This is a genomic window from Pseudomonas nitroreducens TX1 (assembly GCF_000313755.1).
GTDB lineage: Bacteria > Pseudomonadota > Gammaproteobacteria > Pseudomonadales > Pseudomonadaceae > Pseudomonas > Pseudomonas nitroreducens_A.
In genome coordinates, this window is record NZ_AMZB01000102.1 from 11,638 (window position 1) to 32,549 (window position 20,912).

General features: G+C 66.7%; 21 protein-coding genes. 7 read left to right on the forward strand and 14 right to left on the reverse strand.

Annotated elements, in window-relative coordinates; genetic code table 11:
• Positions 1–16: 16 nt before the first annotated feature.
• Both C167_RS0110780 and C167_RS0110785 read left to right on the forward strand, forming a co-directional pair.
• Entirely contained in the window at positions 17–1,105 is a 1,089-nt protein-coding gene (locus C167_RS0110780) for a glycerophosphodiester phosphodiesterase (protein WP_017518287.1), read from the forward strand.
• 73 nt (positions 1,106–1,178) lie between these two features.
• Complete coding sequence (locus C167_RS0110785) at positions 1,179–1,577, forward strand: DUF2501 domain-containing protein (protein ID WP_017518288.1); 399 nt, start codon at positions 1,179–1,181, stop codon at positions 1,575–1,577.
• Between the two features lie 46 nt (positions 1,578–1,623).
• On the opposite strand, the gene C167_RS0110790 is transcribed toward C167_RS0110785, so the two are convergent.
• Positions 1,624–2,079, reverse strand: a complete 456-nt coding sequence (locus C167_RS0110790) for a GNAT family N-acetyltransferase (RefSeq protein ID WP_017518289.1) — start codon at positions 2,077–2,079, stop codon at positions 1,624–1,626.
• A gap of 63 nt (positions 2,080–2,142) precedes the next feature.
• Entirely contained in the window at positions 2,143–2,646 is a 504-nt protein-coding gene (locus C167_RS0110795; RefSeq protein ID WP_017518290.1) for a GNAT family N-acetyltransferase, read from the reverse strand.
• A gap of 206 nt (positions 2,647–2,852) precedes the next feature.
• Here C167_RS0110795 and C167_RS0110800 point away from each other — a divergent pair, with 206 nt between their 5' ends.
• The 3 genes from C167_RS0110800 (at position 2,853) to C167_RS0110810 (ending at position 6,054) form a co-directional block, all read left to right on the forward strand.
• Positions 2,853–3,758, forward strand: a complete 906-nt coding sequence (locus tag C167_RS0110800) for a LysR substrate-binding domain-containing protein (RefSeq protein WP_017518291.1) — start codon at positions 2,853–2,855, stop codon at positions 3,756–3,758.
• 120 nt (positions 3,759–3,878) lie between these two features.
• Positions 3,879–5,078 carry an MFS transporter gene (locus C167_RS0110805; protein WP_017518292.1) on the forward strand — a complete coding sequence of 400 codons (1,200 nt, stop codon included), beginning with the start codon at positions 3,879–3,881 and terminating at the stop codon, positions 5,076–5,078.
• A gap of 73 nt (positions 5,079–5,151) precedes the next feature.
• A complete protein-coding gene (locus tag C167_RS0110810; RefSeq protein WP_017518293.1) occupies positions 5,152–6,054 on the forward strand; it encodes a LysR family transcriptional regulator in 903 nt (300 codons plus the stop codon).
• Here C167_RS0110810 and C167_RS0110815 read toward each other — a convergent pair.
• The 3 genes from C167_RS0110815 to C167_RS0110825 all read right to left on the reverse strand — a co-directional run bounded on the left by C167_RS0110815 (position 6,048) and on the right by C167_RS0110825 (position 9,249).
• The gene (locus tag C167_RS0110815) at positions 6,048–7,535 is read right to left on the reverse strand and encodes a DHA2 family efflux MFS transporter permease subunit (protein ID WP_081596660.1); all 1,488 of its coding nucleotides are present in this window, start codon (positions 7,533–7,535) and stop codon (positions 6,048–6,050) included. The two genes, C167_RS0110810 and C167_RS0110815, sit on opposite strands and share 7 nt — an antisense overlap.
• Positions 7,536–7,621: 86 nt before the next feature.
• The gene (locus C167_RS0110820) at positions 7,622–8,749 is read right to left on the reverse strand and encodes an HlyD family secretion protein (protein ID WP_017518295.1); all 1,128 of its coding nucleotides are present in this window, start codon (positions 8,747–8,749) and stop codon (positions 7,622–7,624) included.
• 11 nt (positions 8,750–8,760) lie between these two features.
• The gene (locus tag C167_RS0110825) at positions 8,761–9,249 is read right to left on the reverse strand and encodes a winged helix-turn-helix transcriptional regulator (protein ID WP_017518296.1); all 489 of its coding nucleotides are present in this window, start codon (positions 9,247–9,249) and stop codon (positions 8,761–8,763) included.
• A gap of 638 nt (positions 9,250–9,887) precedes the next feature.
• Here C167_RS0110825 and C167_RS0110830 point away from each other — a divergent pair.
• Both C167_RS0110830 and C167_RS0110835 read left to right on the forward strand, forming a co-directional pair.
• On the forward strand, positions 9,888–11,228 hold the full coding sequence (locus tag C167_RS0110830) for an OprD family porin (protein WP_017518297.1): 1,341 nt from the start codon (positions 9,888–9,890) through the stop codon (positions 11,226–11,228).
• A 161-nt stretch (positions 11,229–11,389) separates the two neighbouring features.
• Entirely contained in the window at positions 11,390–12,043 is a 654-nt protein-coding gene (locus C167_RS0110835; RefSeq protein ID WP_017518298.1) for an alpha/beta hydrolase, read from the forward strand.
• Here C167_RS0110835 and C167_RS0110840 read toward each other — a convergent pair.
• The 9 genes from C167_RS0110840 to C167_RS0110885 all read right to left on the reverse strand — a co-directional run bounded on the left by C167_RS0110840 (position 12,027) and on the right by C167_RS0110885 (position 20,869).
• Entirely contained in the window at positions 12,027–12,305 is a 279-nt protein-coding gene (locus C167_RS0110840; protein WP_017518299.1) for a gamma-butyrobetaine hydroxylase-like domain-containing protein, read from the reverse strand. The genes C167_RS0110835 and C167_RS0110840 overlap by 17 nt on opposite strands.
• A complete protein-coding gene (locus C167_RS0110845) occupies positions 12,302–13,273 on the reverse strand; it encodes a HEAT repeat domain-containing protein (protein WP_017518300.1) in 972 nt (323 codons plus the stop codon). Before C167_RS0110845 ends, C167_RS0110840 begins: the two co-directional genes overlap by 4 nt.
• Positions 13,270–14,118 carry an ABC transporter ATP-binding protein gene (locus tag C167_RS32425; RefSeq protein ID WP_017518301.1) on the reverse strand — a complete coding sequence of 283 codons (849 nt, stop codon included), beginning with the start codon at positions 14,116–14,118 and terminating at the stop codon, positions 13,270–13,272. Before C167_RS32425 ends, C167_RS0110845 begins: the two co-directional genes overlap by 4 nt.
• Positions 14,115–14,903 (reverse strand): ABC transporter permease, encoded by a 789-nt coding sequence (locus C167_RS32430; protein ID WP_017518302.1) that lies wholly within the window; start codon positions 14,901–14,903, stop codon positions 14,115–14,117. The genes C167_RS32425 and C167_RS32430 overlap by 4 nt, the downstream gene beginning before the upstream one ends.
• Before the next feature lie 59 nt (positions 14,904–14,962).
• The gene (locus tag C167_RS0110865; protein ID WP_017518303.1) at positions 14,963–16,369 is read right to left on the reverse strand and encodes an ABC transporter substrate-binding protein; all 1,407 of its coding nucleotides are present in this window, start codon (positions 16,367–16,369) and stop codon (positions 14,963–14,965) included.
• A 255-nt stretch (positions 16,370–16,624) separates the two neighbouring features.
• On the reverse strand, positions 16,625–16,870 hold the full coding sequence (locus tag C167_RS0110870; RefSeq protein ID WP_017518304.1) for a 4Fe-4S dicluster domain-containing protein: 246 nt from the start codon (positions 16,868–16,870) through the stop codon (positions 16,625–16,627).
• A gap of 297 nt (positions 16,871–17,167) precedes the next feature.
• Positions 17,168–18,919: a fumarate reductase/succinate dehydrogenase flavoprotein subunit gene (locus C167_RS0110875; protein ID WP_017518305.1), complete on the reverse strand. Its 1,752-nt coding sequence runs from the start codon at positions 18,917–18,919 to the stop codon at positions 17,168–17,170.
• Positions 18,916–19,665, reverse strand: coding sequence for a GntR family transcriptional regulator (locus tag C167_RS0110880; protein WP_017518306.1), 750 nt, complete (start codon positions 19,663–19,665; stop codon positions 18,916–18,918). The genes C167_RS0110875 and C167_RS0110880 overlap by 4 nt, the downstream gene beginning before the upstream one ends.
• A 316-nt stretch (positions 19,666–19,981) precedes the next feature.
• Positions 19,982–20,869, reverse strand: a complete 888-nt coding sequence (locus C167_RS0110885; RefSeq protein ID WP_017518307.1) for a TauD/TfdA dioxygenase family protein — start codon at positions 20,867–20,869, stop codon at positions 19,982–19,984.
• Positions 20,870–20,912: the final 43 nt, after the last annotated feature.

Consider the following 20,912-nt stretch of genomic DNA (forward strand, 5'->3'; position numbering starts at 1 on the left):
GAAAGGGGGTTCGCACATGCGCCGTCGCATCATCGCTGTACTGGGCACCATCGCACTGGCTGCCGCCAGCTTCACCGCCAGCGCCGAGGAGTCGCCCGGCCGCGCCCTGAGCGAGGCCGCCGGCGTGCCCTGGCCTGCGGTGATCGCTCATCGCGGCGCCTCCCACGATGCGCCCGAGGAAACCGCGCCGGCCTATCTCGCCGCCCGCGACCTGGGCGCGGACTACCTGGAGGCGGACCTGCAGCGCACCAAGGATGGCGTACTGGTGGCGTTGCACGACGACACCCTGGAACGTACCACCAACATTGCCAAGGTCTTCCCCGGCCGCGAAAAGGACCCGGTGAGCCAGTTCACCCTGGCCGAACTCAAGCGCCTGGATGCCGGCAGCTGGTTCAACGCCGCTTATCCCGAGCGCGCTCGCTCCAAGTATGCGGGACTGCGCATCCTCACCCTCGACGAGCTGATCGACATCGCCGAAGGAGGGGGCGAAACCCCTGGCCTGTACCTGGAAACCAAGGCGCCGGGCCAGTTCCCCGGTATCGAGGAGGACCTGCGCAAGGCGCTGGAAAACCGCGGCTGGCTCGATGCCAAGGGTGAGCCCCAGGGCAGGATCGTCCTGCAGACGTTCGAGAAGAGCAGCCTGGAACTACTGAACAGGAGCATGCCGAAGGTGCCCAAGGTGCTGTTGCTGTGGGTGGGCGACGGCTACATGGCGGCCAGGAACCCGGCCACCTTCGCCCAGTCCGGCGAGAAGATCAAAGCGGACTTCTATGCCCGCCAGGAAGTGAAATCCAAGGAAGAGCTCTTCGCCTGGCTTGACTGGGCAAAGGCCAATGGCGCCCTGGGCACCGGCCCTTCGGCGACACTCACCGCCCGTGGAGACCAGAGCTACATGGACCTGGTGCAACCCTGGATGAACCAGGCGGCCCACGAGCGCGGCCTGTTCGTGCATGCCTATACCGTCGATGACTCGGTGGACTTCGACACGCTGAGCAAGGCCGGCGTTGACGGCTTCTTCACCAACCGTACCGACCGACTGCTGATGTTCCTCGGCCGGCCGCCGAGCCAATCGGTGGACGAGGTGCTGAAGTCGGTGGGCTATTGAGTTGACGCAAGCGGACGGGGTCTACACTCGCTGAGGTAACCAGCGCTGCGTGCTACGCAACCAGGAGAGCCCCATGAATGCCTGCAAACCGATTTCCATTGTCCTCGCCGCCTTGCTGCCCTGGTCCCTGGCCCAGGCCGCGTCCCTCGGCGACGTTGCCGGCCAGCTCGGCGGTCTTGGCGGCCTGCCGTCGGTATCTTCCAGCAGCAGTAGCAACGTTGCCGGGCTGCTGGAGTACTGCGCGAAGAACAACTACCTCAATGCCGACGCGGCCACCCAGGTGAAGGACAAGCTGCTGGGCAAACTGCCGGGCAACACCACCACCAGCGACAACGGCTACAAGGACGGTGCCAAGGGCGTCCTCACCGGCAGCGACGGCAAGAGCCTCGACCTGTCCGGCAGCGGCATCAAGGAAAAGGTCACCAGGCAGGTCTGCGACAAGGTTCTGAGCCAGGGCAAGTCGCTGCTCTGACAAGGCCTGCGCACTGCACGGACATCATCGCGGACCTCGTCCGCGATCACTCCTTGTACGCGGGTCGAGATTTTTCATAGCGCACGTCGCGCTCGTCCACCGGCGCGACCCGCTCCCAGCCCCGCTTCAGGTAGAACCCGTTGGCGCGAATCTCGTCGCCGCCATCCGTGAGCAGCCAGATAGTCTCGTGTTCGCGGAAAAGCTCGGTCTCCGCGGCCCTCAGTAGCAGGCTGCCCAGCCCTTGGCCTTCCCATTGGGGACGGACGAACAGGGCGTAGACTTCTGCCGATGCCATATCCACCATGGCGAAGCCCCCGGCGCTGCCGTGCACCTCGGCAATCCAGGCGCAGGGGCCTGCCTCCAGCGCCTCCTTCAGCGCTTGCGGTGTAATGCCCAGTTCGGCCATCTGCTCACGGCTCAGGTGGTTCTGCCGCACGCTGGTGCGGATGTCGAAGAGGGTGTCGATGTCGGCGGCAGTCGCGCGACGAATCCTGGATGTCATGTGTCTTCCTTGCCTCAGTGGCCACAGCGGCGACACCTGGCGGGAGGTGCCGCCGCTTTCGCATCAGGACGCGGAAAAGGCCGGGTGATAGGCGACCTTGCCGGTTGCCGGAGTGTCGTCCAGTCGAAGTGCCATGAAGTACTCCGGCGGTACGCCTTCGTAGCGGATCGCCGGGTCCACGGCAAAGCCGAAGCGGCGGTAATAGCGCGGATCGCCGAGTACCACGCAGCCCCGGGCTCCGAGCGCCTTGAGTTGTTCCAGTCCTGTGCGGATCAGTGTCGCGCCTATGCCCTGGCCATGCAGGTCAGGGCGCACGGAAACCGGGCCCAGGCCGTACCAGCCGCGGTTTTCGCCGTCGAGCGCGATGGGCGAGAAGGCCGCATGGCCAACCAGTTCGTCGCCATGCCTGGCGACCAGAGACACGCTCAGCGCGCCGGCGGCACGCAAGGCGTCGACGATGGCGCCTTCGGTACCGTCGCTGTGTTCGGCCACGGCGAAGGCTGCTTCGGTTACCCGTCGGATATTGGCTGCGTCTTCAGGACGTTCGGGGTGAATGCTGTAGTTCATGGGGCATAGTCCGGGGTTGAACGTAACGCTGGCACTGTAGCGTTTTCGCATCGCCGTGGCCTTGCCGGTCGACGACTCGCGACGGCCTCGGGCGAATCTTGTGAAAGGGCTCGATCGGCATGTTCGTCGCCGGAGCGCGGCGCAATTGCTCCGTTCGATAAGGTAAGCTGCGCAGCTTTCCCAGCGTTCCATCCGGAGAACGATCCATGGAAGACCTCAACACCCTCTATTACTTCACCCAGGTGGTGGAGCAGGGTGGTTTCGCCGCAGCCGGCCGCGCGCTGGATATCCCCAAATCCAAGCTCAGCCGGCGCATCGCCCAGTTGGAGGACCGCCTGGGCGTTCGCCTGTTGCACCGCACCAGCCGGCACTGCTCGCTGACCGAGATCGGCCAGGAGTACTACCAGCGCTGCGTGGCCATGCGCATCGAGGCGGAAGGCGCTTCCGAGGTTATCGAGCGCAACCGTGCCGAGCCTCGCGGCCTGGTGCGGCTGGCCTGCCCGACGACGCTGCTCAACTCCTGGGTCGGGCCGATGCTCACCCGCTACATGCTCAAGTACCCGCTGGTGGAGCTGTTCATCGAGAGCACCAACCGTCGCGTCGACCTGCTCCACGAGGGCTTCGACATTGCCCTGCGGGTGCGCTTCCCGCCGCTGGAGAATACCGACATGGTGATGAAGGTGCTGGGCAACAGCACCCAGTGCCTGGTGGGACGGCCGGACTTTCTCGAGCACATGGCCGGGGACAGTTCGCCCATGGGCTTCGGCCAGCTGCCGAGCCTGCACTGGGGCGGCATGCAGCGCGAATACCAGTGGGAGCTGTTCAACGAGGAGGGCGAGCGGCTGCTCATCTCGCACAAGCCGCGGATGGTCACCGACGACCTGCTGGCCCTGCGCAACGCCGTGATCGCCGGCGTCGGCATCGCCCACGTGCCGCGTGTGGCGGTGCGCGAGGACCTGGCCGCCGGCCGGCTGGTGGAGTTGCTGCCGGGCTGGTCACCCAAGTGCGGCATCGTCCATGCGATCTTCCCTTCGCGCCGTGGCCTGCTGCCCTCCGTGCGCACGCTGATCGACTTCCTCGCCGAGGAATTCAGCAACAGCGACATGGCCTGAGAAACCGCGCCGGCGGGCAGCGTTGCGTTTTTCGCACCGCTGTTTTGCCAGCCCGACCGATTCTGCGCGGGAAGCCGCCGGCATAGTCTGGCGCCACTGTTTTCCCCACAAGGAATGGTCATGAACCCCGCATCGAATTCCCTCCCGGCCGACCACGCGCAGCCGACCCTGTCCTCGGCGATGGTGCTGCTGCTCGCGTTCTGCTGCGGCGCCGTGGTCGCCAACCTCTACTACGCGCAACCCATAGTCGAGCTGATTGCCCCGGCGATTGGCCTGTCCACCGAAAACGCCAGCCTGATCGTCTCGCTGACGCAGTTCGGCTACGCCATCGGCCTGCTGTTCCTGGTGCCGCTGGCGGACCTGCTGGAGAACCGCAAACTGGTCATCGGTTTCACCCTGGCCGTGGCGCTGTGCCTGGCCGGCGCGGGGCTGGCGAATTCGCCGTCGGTGCTGCTGGCCTGCGCGCTGCTGATCGGCCTGACCTCGGTGGCGGTGCAGATCCTCGTGCCGCTGGCCGCTCACCTGGCGCCGGAAGAGGCTCGCGGCCGGGTGGTGGGCAATATCATGGGCGGCCTGCTGCTGGGTATCCTGCTGTCGCGGCCGGTGTCCAGCCTGGTGGCGGAAGTCTTCGGCTGGCGTGGCGTGTTCCTCGCCGCGTCCGTACTGATGCTGGTGATCGCACTGGTGATGGCGGTGGCGCTGCCGCGCCGCCTGCCGACCCACAGCGCGACCTATCCGCAGCTGATCGGCTCGGTGTTCGCCCTGGCGCGGCGCTACGCCGTGCTGCGTGAACGCGCGCTGTACCAGGGCCTGCTGTTCGCCGCGTTCAGCGCCTTCTGGACCATCGCGCCCATCGAGCTGATCCGCCACCACGGCTTCAGCCAGACCCAGGTCGCGCTGTTCGCCCTGGTCGGTGCGGTCGGTGCCGTCGCCGCCCCTGTCGCCGGCCGTCTAGCCGATGCAGGGCACACCCTCAAGGGCACCATCGTCGCCCTGTTGCTGGCGCCGTTCGCCTTGCTGCTCGGGGCGATTCCTGGTGCGGGCTTCTTCTGGCTGGTGGTGTGCGCGGTGCTGCTGGATTTCGCCGTACAACTGAACATGGTGCTCGGCCAGCGCGAGGTGTATGCCCTCGACCCGCACAGCCGCGCGCGTTTGAACGCGGTTTACATGACCAGCATCTTCGTCGGCGGCGCGCTCGGATCGCTGGTTGCCAGCCCGCTCTACGAAGCCATCAGCTGGACGCCGTTCGCCATCGGCGCGGCAGTCATCCCGAGCCTCGCCACCTTGCTTTTCCTGCTGCGCGGCGACAGCCACGCCTGAGAGCACAGGCGTGCAAGGCGAGCGCGGGCACGATTGGGTACACTCCGGGATTTCCCGCTCCCGGAGCCACGCCATGGACAAACTGCAGGCCCTGTCGATGTTCGTCGAGACCGTGCGTTGCGGCGGCTACTCGGCCGCGGCCCGTAAGCTCGGCGTTGCGACGTCCTCGGTGACCCGCCAGGTGGCGGCGCTGGAAGCGGAGCTGGGCGCCACGCTGCTCAACCGCACCACCCGCCACAGCAGCCCGACCCTGGCCGGGCAGGCCTACTACGACAAGGCGGTGGAAATCATCGAGGCGCTGGTGGAGGCCGACGGGTTGGTCAGCGACCGTGGCCGCGAGGCGAAAGGGCGATTGCGTGTCAGCGTACCGGTGGAGTTCGGCCGCCGTGTCATCGCCCCGCACCTGGGCCGCTTGCTGGCGCAATACCCGGGGTTGGAAGTCAGCCTCTCCCTGAGCGACCAGATCACCGACCTGCCGAAGCAGCAGATCGACCTCTCCGTACGCCTGGGCTCGAGCCTCACCAGCGACGACATCATCAGCCGCCCCATCGGCCAGTTCGAGCGCTGGCTGGTGGCAAGCCCCGACTACCTGCAACGCGCCGGCACGCCGGCCCATCCGCTGGAACTCATGGAACACCAGTGCCTGCGCTTCGACTACGGCGGCACGCACCTGACCTGGACCTGCACCGATGGCCGCGATACCTGGCCGCTCAACGTGCAGGGTCGTCTGCAGAGCAACAACGCCGACGTGCTGCGCGAGACCGCCCTGGCCGGCGGCGGCATCGCGCTGCTGTCGGACTGGCTGGTGGCCGAGGATGTCCATGCCGGGCGGCTGGTGCGCCTGCTGCCCGAGTACGACTCCTATCCGGGCACTACCGTGGGCAGCATCAACGTGCTGTACCCGCCGAGCCTGCGCGAATCCAGCCGCATCCGCGTGTTCGTCGCCTTCCTCGAGGAGCTGATGGCGGCTCAGTGACTGTCCGCGCTGGGCTGCGCAGGCGGAGCGATCCTGTGCATCAGCGGTACCAGCAACAGCGTCACTGCAAAGCACGCGCCGACCAGCAGGAAGGCATCGGCGAAGGTCAGCGTCTGCGCTTCGCGCCAGGTCAGGTCCCACAGGTGTTTCAGCGCTTGTTGCGAGGGTTCGCCGTTGAGCCCCAGGGACGGCGCCAGCCATTGGTTGAGGGCTTCGTTGCCGCTGTTCAGGTGCTCGGCCAGGCGCAGGAAGTGCAGGTTGGCGCGGTCGTTGAGCACCGTGGCGCAAGCGGCGATGCCGATGGCGCCGCCCAGGTTGCGCATCAGGTTGAACAACCCGGAAGCCAGCTTCAGGCGCTCCGGTGGCAGGGAGCCCAGTGCCAGCGTCACGGTGGGCGCCACGCAGAACTGCTGCGCCATGCCGCGCAGGGCCTGCGGGAAGATCAGCTGCGCCGCCCCCCACTCGTGGGTCAGCGGGGCGAATTCATACATCGACAGGGTGAACATCAGCATGCCCAGCAGCAATATCCAGCGCAGGTCGACTCGCTTGGCGAGAACGGCGTAGAGCGGAATGCTCATGATCTGGAAGATGCCGGTGGAGAAGATCGCCAGGCCGATGTCCAGCGCGCCGTAGCCTCGCACGCGGCCGAGGAACAGCGGGGTCAGGTAGATGGTGGCGAAGATGCCGATGCCGGTGACGAAGCTGAACAGGCAGCCAAGGGCGAAGTTGCGTTCCTTCAACGCACGCAGGTCGACTATGGGGTTCGCGGCGGACAGACTGCGGTAAATGAAGGCGATGCCGCACAGGCCGGAGATCCACGCAGTGGCGAGGATGGTGTCATCGCTGAACCAGTTCCAGCGCGGGCCTTCCTCCATGGTGTATTCCAGGCAGCCGAGGAACAGCGCCATCAGCACGATTGCCGGATAGTCGGCCTGCTTGAGCAGCGACAGGTCGGGCTTGTCGATGCGTACCATGATCGGCACCACGATGGCGACGAACAGCCCCGGCACCAGGTTGATGTAGAACAGCCAGGGCCAGGAGGAAATGTCGGTGATCCAGCCGCCGACGACCGGTCCCAGGGTCGGTGCGAGAGAGGCGATGGCGCCGATGGTGGCGGCGACGACGATGCGCTGCTTGCCGTCGAAGTACATGAAGCCGGTGGTGAACACCATGGGGATCATCGAGCCGCCGAGGAAGCCCTGCAGCGCGCGGAAGGCGATCATGCTCTGGATGTTCCAGGCCATGGCGCAGAGCAGGCTGGTGAGGGTGAAGCCCAGCGCCGAGGCGGCGAACAGCCAGCGCGTGGAAAGCACCTTGGACAGCCAGCCGGAGAGCGGAATGACGATGATCTCGGCGATCAGATAGCTGGTCTGCACCCAGGCGAGTTCGTCGGCGCCGGCCGATAGCCCGCCGCCGATGTCGCGCAGCGACGCGGAGACGATCTGGATGTCCAGCAGGGCGATAAACATGCCCAGGCACATGCAGGCGAAGGACACCACCTTGCGGCCGGTGGACAGGCTCGCCACCGGCACCACCTCGCTGCTCCAGAAGGTGCTGCGGGCGAGGCTCACGGCCGCGTGCCCTGGGCGACGCGCTGATCGGCGTCGCCGTGCTCATGGGCGCGGGTGTCCACTTCCACCAGCACGGAGAGGCCCGGGCGCAGGTCGCCCAGGCGCCCGTCGGCATCGTCCAGGTGCACGCGCACCGGCACGCGCTGGACGATCTTGGTGAAGTTGCCGGTGGCGTTCTCCGGCGGGAGGATGCTGAATTGCGCGCCGGTGGCGGGCGCGAGGCTGTCCAGGTGGCCGTGGAAGACCTTGCCGGGGAGTATGTCGGCCTCGATGGTGACCGCCTGGCCGGGCAGCATGCGCGCCAGTTGGTCTTCCTTGAAGTTGGCGTCGACCCACAGGCCCTGGGCGGGCACCACGGCGAGCAACTGGGTGCCGGCGGCGACGTAGCTGCCGACCCGCGCGCGGCGGTTGCCGATGTAGCCGTCCACCGGCGCGCGCAGTTCGGTGTAGCTGAGGTCCAGGCGCGCCAGGTCGCGGGCGGCGATGGCTTGCTCCAGGGCGGCCTGGGCCTGCTGGCGCTGGCTGCGGATGACGTCCAGCTGGCGGCGCGCGGCGAGCAGGCTGGCGCGGGCCTTGTCGCTGTTGGCACGGGCGGACTTGAAGCTGGCGTCGGCGCGCTGCGCCGCCTCCACCGAAACCGCGTTGGTACGCACCAGGGTGGCGTAGCGGCGCTGGTCGTCGCGGGTGCGCACTTCCTCGGCGGCGGCCGCGTCGATCTCCGCCTGGCTCTGGCGGATCAGCGCGTCCTGCAGCGAGGCCTGGGCGTCGACATTGCCCAGCGCCGCTTCCTCGGCATGTACCGCACCCTCGGCTTTTGCCAGGGCGGCGCGGTAGTCGCGGTCATCGATGCGGGCGAGCAGGTCGCCGGCGTGCACCAACTGGTTGTCGCTCACCTTCAATTCGGCGATGTAGCCGGCCACGCGCGGGCTGATGACGGTGACGTCGCCGCCGACGTAGGCATCGTCGGTCTTCTCCAGGAAGCGCCCGTCGAGCCACCAGTGGCCGGCATAGGTGCCTGCACCGAGGATGGCCGCAGCGGCGACGGCGAGCTTGAGGGCCTTGCGGGATGTCGGTTTGGCCGTGTCGACGGCTGGCGTGGCGGGGAGGGTGACAGGCTGGTTCATGGCGGCCTCGCTCAGGCGTGATCGGCTTGGGGGATGGGCTGGTTGAAAACGGGGACGAGACGCTCGCCCTCGCGGCGGTGGATCTGGTGCTGCGGGCCGATGGGCTCGCCGCTGTCGGCGTCCACCAGGGCGATGCGCACCGGGCGGCCGCTACGGGTGTCGACCAGTTCGGCGGCGCTGGCCATGCCGGCGTGGCGCTTGCCCCACTGCAGCAGGGTCAGCAGCACCGGGCGCAGGTCGCGGCCACGATCGGTGAGCAGGTACTCGAAACGCGGCGGGTGGTCGTTGTACTGGTGGCGCTGCAGCAGGCCGCTGTCCACGAGGGCGCGCAGGCGGCGGCTGAGTACGTTGCTGGCGATGCCCAATCGTGCGAGGAACTGGTCGAAACGGGTGGAGCCGTAGAAGGCTTCGCGCAGGATCAGCACGTTCCAGCTGTCGCCGATCAGGTCCAGCGCCTGGGCCACGGGGCAGGGCAGGTGGTCGAAGTGGGTTCTGCGCATGGCTGCACCTCTTTGAATTAAGTCTGTCATCTAATCGAGCCGCCTTGCCACGGGCCTGGCAAGGCAGCAGGCAGGATTCGGCAGGTATAGATTATGGTCGTAATCTAATGTGGTCACTTGCTTTGCGCAAGTCACTCATTGGGAGGAAAGATGGCGCAGGGGATGAACGGTGTATCGGTTGAATTTACGGCTGCCCCGAGAGTTGCCCGATCCTGCGCAACCTCCCTGGAAAGTTCAGGGAAAGTTAGCGGGAAATGGCGGCTGGAATAACTCCGGAAGCAGTTCGGATAATTATCCGGAACATGCTCTGGAACGGTTGTTCCATAACTTTTCTTCAGGCAAAAAAAGGCCGCCTGGGGAGGCGGCCAAACCAAAGGATGATGAAGTGGAGCAATCCGCCGGACGCTCTGGAGCGGGCATCCGGGACTCATGTGCTTCATCGGGGCGCAAGCTTAATGGCGATGGCGGCAAATGCTGAATCATTCGTCTCGATATCGACTATCGACAAAGCTGGTTTGAGGCGAGGGCGGCGGATTGTTATCTCTTCGCTCGCTCTGCCTATGGCGGGGAAACATAAGAAAGTTGTTCAGAATTCAATCGATACACCTGCCAAGACAAGATCAACAAAGGGGTAGCAGATGTCCGCGTTCCGACTCTCATTGCTCGGTGCCTGCGTCAGCGCATCGATCGCCGGCATTCCGTTCCAACTGGCGCACGCCGCCGTGGTTTCCGACCAATCCGAAGCCACCGGCTTCCTCGAAGGCAGCAGCGCTTCGCTGCTGATGCGCAACTACTACTACAACAGCGACCGCAAGTCCGGCGACCGGGACCGCAAGGACTGGACCCAGGGCTTCACGCTGAACTACAGCTCCGGCTTCACCCAGGGCACCGTCGGTTTCGGTGTCGAGGCGTTCGGCAATTGGGGCATCCGCCTCGACGGCGGCGCCGGCACTTCCGGCACGGGCAATCTGCCGGTGCGTGACGATGGCTCGCCGGAAAGCGAGTACGGCCGCGCTGGCGGCGCCGTGAAGCTGCGGGTATCGAAGACCGAGCTGCGCTGGGGCGACCTGCAGCCCACCGCGCCGGTATTCGCCGCCGGCGGCACCCGCCTGTTTCCGCAGACCGCCACCGGGTTCAACGTGCTCAGCAGCGAGATCGACGGGCTGGACCTGGACGGTGGCCACTTCACCGGCGGCAACGGCCCTGTGACCACCAACGGCGACCACGGCATCTGGGCGTCCTATGCCAACGTCGAGGCCAGCAGCATTGACTATGTCGGCGGCAAGTACGCGGTCAACGACACGCTGAATTTCTCGCTCTACGCCTCCAAGCTGGAGGACGTGTGGCGCCAGTACTACGGCAACGCCAACTACACCCTGCCGCTGGCGGACGACCAGTCGCTGAACTTCGACTTCAATCTCTACCGCACCAACGACGACGGTAGCGCCAAGGCGGGCGAGATCAGCAACACCACCTGGTCCGCCGCCGCCGCGTACAGCTTCCTCGCCGCGCACACCCTGACCCTGGCCTACCAGAAGGTCCACGGCGACACGCCGTTCGACTACGTCGCCTTCGGCGTCAACGGCCCCGGCGACACCGCCGATTCGATCTTCCTCGCCAACTCCATCCAGTACTCGGACTTCAACGGCCCGGAAGAAAAGTCCTGGCAACTGCGCTATGACCTGGCGATGGCCACCTACGGCATCCCCGGCCTGAGCTTCATGGCCCGCTACGTCAACGGCCACGGCATCGACGGCACGAAAATGGCGGCCGACAGCCCGTATCGCGACTATGGCTACGGCGAGGACGGCAAGCACCACGAGACCAACCTGGAAGCCAGGTACGTGGTGCAATCCGGGCCGGCGAAGGACCTTTCGTTCCGTCTGCGCGAGGCGATCCACCGGGGCAACGCCGACCAGGTGGAAGGCGATGTCAACGAGTTCCGCCTGATCGTCGACTATCCGCTGTCGATCCTGTAACGCCAGTGCGCCCCTTGAGGACACCGCGGAACATCCGTAGGACGCATAACGCGCCAGCGTTATCCGCCCTACGAGTGCGGCCCACTGCAAGGCGGTGGCGCTGAAGTGAGCGGGCGGGGCGCTACAATCGGCGCTCCGTTCCCGTCCCGCGAGAAGAGTCGATGTCCGAAGAAGAGCGCCGCACGCAACTGATCGATGGTCCGGTGGGCAAACTGCAATTGCTGATCGACCGGCCGGGTATGCCGCCGCTGGGCATCGCGCTGATCAGCCATCCGCAGCCGCTGCTCGGCGGCAGCCCGAAACACCGCGTGCCGCTGGTCCTGTCGCGCAGGCTCTGTGCTGCTGGCTGGTTGACCGTGCGGCCGAGTTTCCGTGGCGTGGACGGCAGCGAAGGCGAGTACGCCGAAGGTATCGGCGAGGCACAGGACATGCTCGCCGTGATCGCGCACCTGCGCAACGAGTACCCCGAGCTGCCGCTGGCGCTGGTGGGCTTTTCCTTCGGTGCCTACGTGTTCGCCCGCGTGGCCAGCGAGCTGTCCCCGCCTGCGGCCGCCATCGCGCTGATGGGCTTGCCGGTGGGCACCGTTCCCGGTGGGCGAGACTACGACGCGCAGGAGTTGCCGGCCGATTGCCTGCTGCTGCATGGCGAGGCGGACGAGATGGCGCCCCTGGCCAACCTGCTGGACTGGGCGCGCCCGGCCCAGCGCGAGGTGTGGCTCTACGCCGGCGCCGACCACTTCTTCAAGGGTTGTCTGGAGCGCGCCGTCGAACGCGTACTGGAGCACCTGTCGCGCGCGATCAGCCGAGTCCTCTGAGATACGCCCAGGGGTATATACCCCGGTCGTGACCGTCGTCGAACACCAGCTGCACGCCGTAGCCTTGCAGGTTCAGTGCCTGCAGGGCGACCTCGGCCTTCACCAGGTCGATGCGCCCCTGCAGGCGGCCCGCCCGGCATTGCGAGCAGGGGCAGGCGCCGCGCAGTCGGGCGAAGGTTAGGCATTGTTCGATGCCGTCGTCCCAGCGGATGCGCAGCTCGCCGACGGCGCTGGAGCGGTGCAGGCCGACCGGCGTGTTCATGCCGACTGCTCCAGTTGGGCCAGGGCGATGCGCACGGCCTTGCGGACCTCCGGATCGCCGTCGTGTTCGGCGTTGCGCAGCGCGTCGAGGGCATCCCTGCTGCCCAGTTCGCCCAGGGCCAGCGCGGCCTCCTTGCGCAGGTTGCTGATGCCGTGGCCGAGCACGACCTTCAGGCCTTCCAGCGCCGGCAGATAGCGCAGCCTGCCCAGCGAACGGGCGGCGCGCAGGCGCACCTGCCAGAAGTCATCTTCCAGGGCACGCACCAGCGCATCGCCGGCTTCGGGTTGAGCCAGTTTGCCGAGGGTACCGGCGGCTTCCTCGCGCACCTGCCAGGCCGGGTCGGCCAGCGCCGCCTGCAGGGCCGGCAGCACGCTGGCATCGATGGCCAGGCCGAGGGCGCCGGCCGCCGCGCGGCGGACTTCGGCGTCCGGGTCGTCGCGGGTCAGGCGGGCCAGGTGCGGCAGCGCGTCGGTGCGCTTGAGCCAGCCGAGAATGCCCACGGCTTCACGGCGCACACCGGCGTCGCTGTCGTCCAGCGCATTCAGGGCGGGTTCGGCGGCATCTTCCAGACGCAGCTCGCGCAGGGCACGCAAGGCGCTGCGGCGCACGAAGATGTCGGCATGGTTCGCCCACGGCAGCAGGCGCACGCCGGCCTCGGCGGTCTTCAGCTCGCTAAGGCTCTGGGCGGCGGCTTCGCGCACGCCTTCGTCGCTGTCGGCGAGGGCCTGGCAGAGGGCGTCCACCACCATGGGTTCTTCCCAGGCTTCCAGCAGGCGCGCAGCCTCGGCGCGGACGCTGGCGGCGGCGTCATGGTTCAGCGTATGGGCGAGCCAGGGCAGGCCATCGGGATCTTCCAGGTCGGCCAGTTCGATCAGGGCGATGCGGCGCACGCTGGCGTCGGCATCGCGCAGGCGCGGTTGCAGGTCGAGGATATCGGGGTTGTCGGTGCTCAGGTCGAAGGCAGTCATATGGCGAATCGCGGTATCCGTTGGGGAGTGGGCAGGCCCAGGGGTGTCAGGCGTGGCAACTGGCGGCCGTCTTCGTGGCGCAGCAGTTCCAGGCAGTGACGCTTGAGCCGGGAGAATTCGGGCGTGGTCAGCAGGTCGGCATGACGCGGGCGCGGGAAGTCGAGGCGGATGTCCTCGAGGATGCGGCCGGGGCGCGGGCTCATCACCAGGATGCGGTCGGCGAGGAACAGCGCCTCGTCAATGTCGTGGGTGATGAACAGCACGCTGGTACGCAGGCGCGTCCAGATGTCCAGCAGCAGTTCCTGCATCATCATCCGCGTCTGCGCGTCGAGGGCGCCGAAGGGTTCGTCCATCAGCAACAGGCGCGGCTGGTTGATCAGCACGCGGGCGATTTCCACGCGTTGCTGCATGCCGCCGGAAAGCTGCGATGGCCAGCGATTGGCAAAGCCTTCCAGGCCGACCAGCTGGAGCATTTCGTCCGCTTGCCTATGCCGCTCGGCGCGGGGTACTCCACGCATTTTCAGGCCGAAGGCGACGTTGTCGCGCACCCGTCGCCAGGGCAGCAGGGTGTGGTGCTGGAACACCATGCCGCGTTCGGGCGAGGGGCCGGCGACGGCGCGGCCGTCCACTTCCAGCTGGCCGGCACTGGGCGCCAGGTGCCCGGCCAGTGCGCCCAGCAGGGTGGACTTGCCGCAGCCGGAAGGGCCGAGCACGCAGACGAATTGGCCCGGCTCCATGGCAAAGCTCAGGAACTGCACGGCCTCGAAGGCGTCGCGACCGTTGCCCAGGTGGATCGACAGGCCGTCGACGCGCACGCGCCCTGGGGCGCTGGCAGGCAGGGTCATGGCTTGCCTCCGGCCTGGCGCTGCCAGGGTGTGGCCAGGGCGCCGAGCTGGCGCACCAGCAGGCTGCTGGCCATGCCGAGCACGCCGATCAGCAGCATGCCGACGACGATGTCGGGGTAGTTCTGCAAGGTATAGGACTCCCAGGTGTAGTAGCCGATGCCCCATTGCCCGGAGATCATCTCGGCGGTCACCAGGCAGAACCACGAGGTGCCCATGCCGATGGCCAGGCCCGTGACGATGCTCGGCGCGGCGCTCGGCAGCACCACCTCGCGCAGCAGCGCCAGGCGACCGGCGCCGAGGCTGCGGGCGGAGGCGAGCAGGCGTGGGTCGACCGCCTCCACGCCGTGGATGGTGTTGAGCAGGATGGGAAACAGCGCGCCGGTGAAGGTGATGAAGATCATCGACAGCTCGGAGCTGGGGAACATCAGGATCGCCAGGGGGATCCACGCCACCGCCGGGATCGGCCGCAGCACTTCCAGCGGCGGCAGCAGGCTGTCGCGGGCCCAGCGGCCACGGCCGATGACCAGCCCCAGGAGGATGCCGGCGACGGCGGCCAGCAGGTAACCGGCGAGCACCCGCAGCAGGCTGCTGCCCAGGTGGCGGCCGAGCTTGCTCGATTGCGCCAGGCTCCAGGCGGCATCGAGCACGTCGCGTGGGCCGGGTACGTTGGCGAAGGTGACCAGCCCGAGGTTCACGTGCCCCGCGCTGAGCACCTGCCAGAGCGCGAGGCAGGCCAATAGCGAGGCCAGGCGCAGGCTCCAGCGGGTGAAGGTGGTGCTGTTCATCATCGTTCTCCGTCGAGTCCCGGCGCACGGGCGCCGGGTTTTTACCCGAGTGGCTGACCTCAGCGGCTGGCCACGGCCTGCTGGCTGGCGCCGGCAAAGTCGGCCACCTCGCCGCCGTGCTGGCGGGCGAAGGCGTCGGCCTGCTCGCGCAGCAGGAAGGCATCCAGCGCGCCGTCCTTGCCGCGCACGAACCACGCCTGCCCGGCGAGCAGCTTGATGCCGCTGTCGCTGGCCTGGGCATACACCGCGCGGATGTCCTTGCCCTGTTGCTTGAGTTCGGCCAACTGGCCCAGCGCCTCTTTGGCGGTTGCGTAGCTGCGCACCTTCGGCTCGCCACGCACCCAGATCTGCGCGACCTTGCGGGTATCGCTGATCGGTTTGCCGGTCAGCGCGTCGTTGCCCAGCAGCGGCTGCTGCGCGTAATTCTTCAACGCAACGTCGTAGTCGGCGCCGGACGCCTTGAACGCCGCACGGATATAGCGGTCGTCAACGAACTGCTCGACGTTCAGCCCGCGGTCGGCCTTCTTCAGCAGCTTCAGGGTGTCGATGGCGGTGGCCACGGCCTGGCGGTATTCCGGCTTCCAGGTCAGGTCGCGGGTCTGCAGGCCGAGCGGGCCGTGGAACAGGTAGTTCACCTCGGCGGGGATGCCGGCGACCTTCTCGATCAGCTCGCTGTATTTCTCCGGGTCTTTCGCCAGCAGCTGGTTGGCCTCGTAGGTGGCGCGCAGGTAGGCCTCGACGATTTCCGGATACTTCTGCGCGTAGTCGGCCTCCACCAGCGCCCCGTGGAAGGTCGGCGCCTTGGCCTGGGAGCCGTCATAGATCTTGCGGGCGATGCCACGGCTTTCGAACAACTCGGCGAAAGGCACGAAATCGGCGTGGGCGGCGATCTTGTTGGCCTGCAGGGCGGAGCCGGCGACCTCCGGCGGCTGCGCGATGATGGTGACGTCCTTCTCCGGGTCCCAGCCCTGGGCAGCGATGGCGCGCAGCAGCAGGCCGTGGGCAGTAGAGGCGAAGGGCACGGAGATGGTCTGGCCCTTGAGTTCGGCCAGCGACTGCACCGTGGACGCGGCGGGGACGACGATACCGTTGCCGCTGCCCTCGATGCTGCCCGAGAGCACGCTGATGAACAGGCTGCGCTTGCCGGCGGCCTCGTGGGCGACGCCGTTGAGCGAGCCGGGGAAGTCGGCCATGGCGCCGAAGTCGAGCTTGCCGGCGAGCATCTCGTTGGTCAGCGGCGCGCCGCTGGTGAAGTTCTTCCATTGCACGTCGTACTGCGCGTCCTTGTACTGGCCGTCGTGGGGCAGGTACTTGTCGAGCAGGCCGAGTTCGCGGATCAACAGGCCGCCGGCGGCGCAGTTGATGGTGGTGTCCTGGGTGCCGATGGCGACGCGGATGGTCTCTGCCTGGGCGGTGATGCTGGCGATGGCCAGCGCGAGGCCGGCCAGGGTGGTGCGCAAGGTCATGGGTGTTCCCCTCGAATCATCAGTGTTGGAATCGTCTCCGCCGCAGGCCTTGCGGTGGGAAACGAGGGGCGGTGCATCAGGCGTCCGGTCGTTGGCCGGTAGCGTTTCTTGTTCAGGTGATGGGTATCGCTTCGCTCCACGCCATCCTACGAAGCACCGTAGGGCGAATAACCTGGAACAGGTTATCCGTCGGTACCTCGGTGGCGGATAACGCTGGCGCGTTATGCGCCCTACGGAGCTAATGCGGTTGCCGGATCAACGCAGGAGATAGGGAATCTCCACGCGCACCGCGCCGGTCGGGCAGTCCTTCTCGCAGGGCATGCAGTACCAGCATTCGTCGAAGGCCATGTAGGCCTTCTGGGTGGCGGGGTTGATCGCCAGCAGGTCCATCGGGCAGACCTCGACGCAGACGGTGCAGCCCTTGTCGGCGATGCACTTGTCCTCGTCCACGGTCACCGGGGCGCTGGAGCGGAAGAAGATTTCCTGGGGTCGGTAGGCCATTGCACGCGGTCCTCATGGTGTTGCTTGCCGGCCGTCGTGGCGGCGGGCTGGTTGTTCAGGTCGAGGGTTCGGCGCGGTGGCCCGAAACCCTCTCCCCAGCCCTCTCCCTGAGGGGAGAGGGGGATTGATCGTGCCGGCGGATAGCGATGAGCCCGCGGGACGAATCTTTTTGTTCGGTGTTGCGGGCATTGTTGTGTTCGCCGGCTGAATCCGTGGTTGCCGCTCGCGCCGTACGGCTCCCTCTACCGCTTGCGGGAGAGGGCGGGGGAGAGGGGCTCTGCGGCCAGCCGAAACCCCTCAGGCCGCCTCGCTCTTCACCCGCAACCGCTCGTAGGCCTGCTGTTCATCCTCATCCAGGGCGATCACATAGGGCTCGATGGGCTTCTTGAAACTGGTCATCGCGCCGTCCTCGCCTTTCTTCAGGTGCGCATGGCAGAACCACTCGGCGTCATTGCGCAACGGGTAGTCCACGCGGTGGTGGTACAGGCCCCAGCGGCTCTCGGTGCGGAACAGCGAGGCGCGGGCGGCCATTTCGGCGCAGTCGCGGATCACGCTGACTTCCATGGCGCGCATCAGCTCGTGGGGGTTGTTGGCCTTCAGCTGGTCGAGGTCGCGGGCGATCTCGGCGAAGCGCTGCAGGCCGATCTCCATCTTCCTGGTCACCTTGGGCGGCTGCAGGTAGTCGTTGACCATCCGCCGCAGCTTGTACTCGACCTGCGCCGGCGGCAGGCCGTGCTCGCGCTTGAGCGGGGCGAAGACGCGTTCGCGCTCGCGCTCGACCTGGGCGGGGTCGACCTCGCTGAACTCTCGCCCGGCCGCGTACTGCGCGGCGTTGGCCCCGGCGAACCAGCCGTAGGTGAAGGCGCCGAGCATGTAGTTGTGCGGCACCGCGGCCATGTCGCCGGCCGAGTACAGGCCCTTCACGCTGGTCTCGGCCTTCTCGTTGACCCACACGCCGGAGGCGGAATGGCCGGAGCAGAAGCCGATCTCGGAGATGTGCATTTCCACCATCTGCTGGCGGTAGTCGGTGCCGCGCCCTGCGTGGAACTGTCCACGGCTGGGGCGTTCGTTGCTGTGGAGGATGTCCTCGATGGTCTGGATGGTTTCCTCGGCCAGGTGGTCCAGCTTGAGGAATACCGGGCCGTTGCCGCCTTCGAGCTCCTGGTGGAACTCCCACATCATCTGGCCGCTCCAGTAGTCGCACTCGATGAAGCGCTCGCCCTTGCTGTTGGCGGTGTAGCCGCCCAGCGGGCCGGTGACGTAGGCGCAGGCCGGGCCGTTGTAGTCCTTGATCAACGGGTTGATCTGGAAGCACTCCAGGTTCGAAAGCTCCGCCCCCGCGTGGTAGGCCATGGCGTAGCCGTCACCGGCGTTGGTGGGGTTCTCGTAGGTGCCCATCAGGTAGCCGGAGGATGGCAGGCCCAGGCGGCCGGCGGCACCGCAGGCGAGTACCACGGCCTTGGCGCGGATCACCTGGAACTGCGCGGTGCGGCAGTCGAAGCCGAGCAGGCCGTTGACCGCGCCGTCCGCGTCGGTGAGCAGACGGGTGGCCACCAGGCGGTTGGTGATCTCGATGCGAGCGCGCTTGAGCTGGCGGTACAGCACCTTCTTGATGTCGTGCCCCTCGGGCATCGGCAGCACGTAGGCGCCCATGTGGTGGACCTTCTTCACCGCGTAGTCGCCGACTTCGTCCTTCTCGAACTTCACGCCCCAGCGGTCCAGCTGCTGCAGGGTCTCGAAGCTATGGGTGGCGTAGGCGTAAACCGCCGCCTGGTTGACGATGCCGTCGTTGGCGACGGTGATTTCCTTGGTGTACTGCTCGGGCGTGGCGTGGCCGGGGATGATGGCGTTGTTCAGGCCATCCATGCCCATGCTGATGGCGCCGCTGCGCTTCACATTGGCCTTGTCCACCAGCAGTACGCGCAGCTCGCGGTTGGCTTCCTTGGCCTTGATCGCGGCCATGGGGCCGGCGGTGCCGCCGCCGATCACCACGATGTCGTAGGCGAGTTGCTTGTCCTCGGGAACCTGGGAGAGGTCGAACTGGCTCATTGATGCTGTCCCTTGTGACGGTCGATGCGCAGGCGGTACTGGAAGGCATCGCCGCGGTAGTAGAGGTGTTCGTAGTCCAGCGGGGTGCCGTCGGCGGTGTGGGTCAGGCGCTCGATGCGCATCACCGGCGAGCCTTCCTCCACCTCCAGCGCGCTGGCCAGCTCGGCGTCGGCGAGGATGGCGTCGATGGCGAGATCGGCGTGGCCCAGGGGCAGGGCGCAATCGTTTTCCAGGATCAGGAAGATGTCGCGGCTGACCAGGTCGGCCTTCTCCAGGCGCTTGCCGACGTGCTCGGGCAGCCAGGTGATTTCCAGCGACACCAGCTCGCGATTGACCAGGCGGGCGCGCTTGATCTGCACCACGTTTTCGCCCTCGGCAACTTGCAGCCGTGCGGCAACCTGGGCGTCGGCCGGCACGGTCTTGAAGCTGCGCAGGCGGTTGATCACCTCATAGCCGCGCTGGCTCATGGACTCGCCCAGGCCCTGCAGGGTGCTGACGTTCTGGAAGGCCTTGGGCTTGGCGACGAAGGTGCCCTTGCCATGGATCTTGAAGATCAGCCCTTCCTTCTGCAGGTCGCCCAGCGCCTGGCGCACGGTGATGCGGCTGACGTCGAAGGCCTTGCCCAATTCAGCTTCGGAGGGCATGCGGCTGAGCGGCGGATAGCTGCCGTCGAGGATGCGCGTGCGCAGGATTTCCTTGAGCTGGCTGTACAGGGGAACGGGGGAAAGCGGGAGTAGTTCGGCCATAGTTCATAACTTGTTATGACGAGTTGCCGAAACTATAAAAGGAATAGCTGATTCAGGACAAGAAACGATTTCGCATAAGCATAGAAAGCGCGGTCACGGGCTGTTTTTCGTAGGGGCGAGCGGCTCGCCAACGGATTACCGGCTGCTCCAGCGCCAGGCTGTTCGCGAGCAAGCTCGCTCCTACAAGATAAAAAAAGCCCTGGAGCAGACATCCGCCCTCTGCGGCTCTTCGTAGGAGCGAGCTTGCTCGCGAGCCCGGGCTGGCACCGTGAGCGGCCGGAAGTCATCGCGGGCGGAGTCCGCTCCTACATGAGCATCAGAACGGCCGGCTGCCCGACAGGCTGATGCGCTTCAGACGACGCTTCTCGCTCGCCGGGAAGGCATTGCGGCCATGCAGCACCGCCTGGTTGTCCCACCAGACGATGTCGCCCACCGACCACTTGTGGCTGTAGATCAGCTCCGGCTTCTGCAGGTGTTCGCGCAGCTTCTCCACCAGCGCCGCGCCCTGTTGCGGATCGGCGCCGGGGATTTCAACCTCGGTGTGCACGGAGAGGAACAGCACGCGCTTGCCGTTCTCCGGATGGGTGCGCACCAGCGGATGCTCGGTGCCCTGGATGGGCTCGATGTCCGGGGTGCGGTAGCGCACGAAGGTGCCGTTGTAGCCGCCGCTCTTCAGGCGGATGAACGGGTTGTAGTTGATCAGCCGGAGCGGATCGATCTCCGCTCGGGTCGCCTCGTCCAGTGTCTCGTAGGCGCGGGCCAGGTTGGTGAACTGGGTTTCGCCGCCGGTTTTGGGTACCTCCAGCGCATACAGGAAGGAGCCGGAAGAGGGCACCGGCGTCCATTGGTGGTCAACATGGGCCGGCAGGGCGAAGTTGCCCAGTTCGCCGTCCTCGGTGTTGGCCACCTTGACGATATCCGGGGCCTTGCCATCGGCGCCGGAGGACAGCACCGGGATGTCCGCCGGCGGCTGGAACACTGCGCCGAACAGGGTGGCGAAGCGCAGGTATTGCTGATCGTCGAGCTGCTGGTCCTTGAAGATCAGGATGTGGTGCTCGCGGTGGGCCTGCTTGATGGCCAGGATCTGCTCTGGCGTCAGCGGCTCGCGGGCGTCCAGGCCGCGTACTTCGGCGCCCAGCGGGGCGTCGAGGGGGACGATGGCGAAGGGTTCGGGGGTGGATTGCTGGAGGGCGGATTGGGTCATCTTGCAGTGCTCCGTTCAGGCATGGGCGGCCTCTCCCTAACCC

Bases quoted from the DNA above. Each gene is read 5' to 3' on its own strand.
- C167_RS0110870 (WP_017518304.1), bottom strand. From the start codon at position 16,870: ATGGCCTACCGACCCCAGGAAATCTTCTTCCGCTCCAGCGCCCCGGTG.
- C167_RS0110880 (WP_017518306.1), bottom strand. From the start codon at position 19,665: ATGGCCGAACTACTCCCGCTTTCCCCCGTTCCCCTGTACAGCCAGCTC.
- C167_RS0110810 (WP_017518293.1), top strand. From the start codon at position 5,152: ATGGACAAACTGCAGGCCCTGTCGATGTTCGTCGAGACCGTGCGTTGC.
- C167_RS0110825 (WP_017518296.1), bottom strand. From the start codon at position 9,249: ATGCGCAGAACCCACTTCGACCACCTGCCCTGCCCCGTGGCCCAGGCG.
- C167_RS0110800 (WP_017518291.1), top strand. From the start codon at position 2,853: ATGGAAGACCTCAACACCCTCTATTACTTCACCCAGGTGGTGGAGCAG.
- C167_RS0110830 (WP_017518297.1), top strand. From the start codon at position 9,888: ATGTCCGCGTTCCGACTCTCATTGCTCGGTGCCTGCGTCAGCGCATCG.
- C167_RS0110885 (WP_017518307.1), bottom strand. From the start codon at position 20,869: ATGACCCAATCCGCCCTCCAGCAATCCACCCCCGAACCCTTCGCCATC.
- C167_RS0110780 (WP_017518287.1), top strand. From the start codon at position 17: ATGCGCCGTCGCATCATCGCTGTACTGGGCACCATCGCACTGGCTGCC.
- C167_RS32425 (WP_017518301.1), bottom strand. From the start codon at position 14,118: ATGACCCTGCCTGCCAGCGCCCCAGGGCGCGTGCGCGTCGACGGCCTG.
- C167_RS32430 (WP_017518302.1), bottom strand. From the start codon at position 14,903: ATGAACAGCACCACCTTCACCCGCTGGAGCCTGCGCCTGGCCTCGCTA.
- C167_RS0110815 (WP_081596660.1), bottom strand. From the start codon at position 7,535: ATGTGCCTGGGCATGTTTATCGCCCTGCTGGACATCCAGATCGTCTCC.
- C167_RS0110790 (WP_017518289.1), bottom strand. From the start codon at position 2,079: ATGACATCCAGGATTCGTCGCGCGACTGCCGCCGACATCGACACCCTC.
- C167_RS0110795 (WP_017518290.1), bottom strand. From the start codon at position 2,646: ATGAACTACAGCATTCACCCCGAACGTCCTGAAGACGCAGCCAATATC.
- C167_RS0110840 (WP_017518299.1), bottom strand. From the start codon at position 12,305: ATGAACACGCCGGTCGGCCTGCACCGCTCCAGCGCCGTCGGCGAGCTG.
- C167_RS0110820 (WP_017518295.1), bottom strand. From the start codon at position 8,749: ATGAACCAGCCTGTCACCCTCCCCGCCACGCCAGCCGTCGACACGGCC.
- C167_RS0110805 (WP_017518292.1), top strand. From the start codon at position 3,879: ATGAACCCCGCATCGAATTCCCTCCCGGCCGACCACGCGCAGCCGACC.
- C167_RS0110875 (WP_017518305.1), bottom strand. From the start codon at position 18,919: ATGAGCCAGTTCGACCTCTCCCAGGTTCCCGAGGACAAGCAACTCGCC.
- C167_RS0110785 (WP_017518288.1), top strand. From the start codon at position 1,179: ATGAATGCCTGCAAACCGATTTCCATTGTCCTCGCCGCCTTGCTGCCC.
- C167_RS0110865 (WP_017518303.1), bottom strand. From the start codon at position 16,369: ATGACCTTGCGCACCACCCTGGCCGGCCTCGCGCTGGCCATCGCCAGC.
- C167_RS0110835 (WP_017518298.1), top strand. From the start codon at position 11,390: ATGTCCGAAGAAGAGCGCCGCACGCAACTGATCGATGGTCCGGTGGGC.
- C167_RS0110845 (WP_017518300.1), bottom strand. From the start codon at position 13,273: ATGACTGCCTTCGACCTGAGCACCGACAACCCCGATATCCTCGACCTG.